This window comes from Prauserella sp. PE36, from assembly GCF_003311655.1.
In the GTDB taxonomy this organism is placed as follows: Bacteria; Actinomycetota; Actinomycetes; order Mycobacteriales; family Pseudonocardiaceae; genus Prauserella_A; species Prauserella_A endophytica.
Window position 1 is genome coordinate 1 of the sequence record NZ_QEQT01000002.1, and the last position, 598, is coordinate 598.

The following is a 598-nucleotide window of genomic DNA, read 5'->3' on the forward strand; positions in this document are numbered from 1 at the left end:
AAGGCGCCGGTTCGTCCTCGTACTGGGCCGTACTTGGGCGGACCGGCAACGCAGCCTGCGGGAAGCTGGGCCGCCGAATTATGTGGCGAACTTCCGGCGGGGGCACTAGTCCAGGTGCGCCTGGTCGTTGAATCGGCGCACCAGCCAGTGCTCCCCGGTCACCACCAGCTCCGAGATCGAGCCGTTCTCGGCGGCCGCGAAGGCCAGTGGCTGGGCTCCGCTCGCCAGCGCCATGGCCTGGCCGATCACGCCGCCGTGGGTGAACACCGCGATCTGCTCGTCCGGGTGCGCGGCCGCGAGCCGGTTCAGCGCGCCGCCGACCCTCGCCGCGAACGCGTCGTTGGACTCCGCGCCCGGGATCACGTCCCAGCGCTGCTCCTCGGCGAGCCTGCGCGCCACCGGGTGGCCCTCCGCGATGTGCTTGCGGAACAGGCCACCCTCCCACTCGCCGAGATGCACCTCGCGCAGGTCCTCCTCCACGGACGGCCTGAGGCCGAGGCGTTCAGCGAGCGGCGCCGCCGTCTCCACGGTTCGGCGCAGGGTGGCGACGATCTTCGCGCCGGGCAGCTTGGCGTGCAGAGCCTGCTCGAAGCCGTGC

At 72.2% G+C, this 598-nt stretch carries 1 protein-coding gene; it reads right to left on the bottom strand.

What is annotated here, in order from left to right; genetic code table 11:
- Positions 1-105: 105 nt before the first annotated feature.
- On the bottom strand, positions 106-598 hold a 493-nt coding region (locus DI005_RS00060; protein WP_147263807.1), incomplete at its 5' end, for a histidine phosphatase family protein.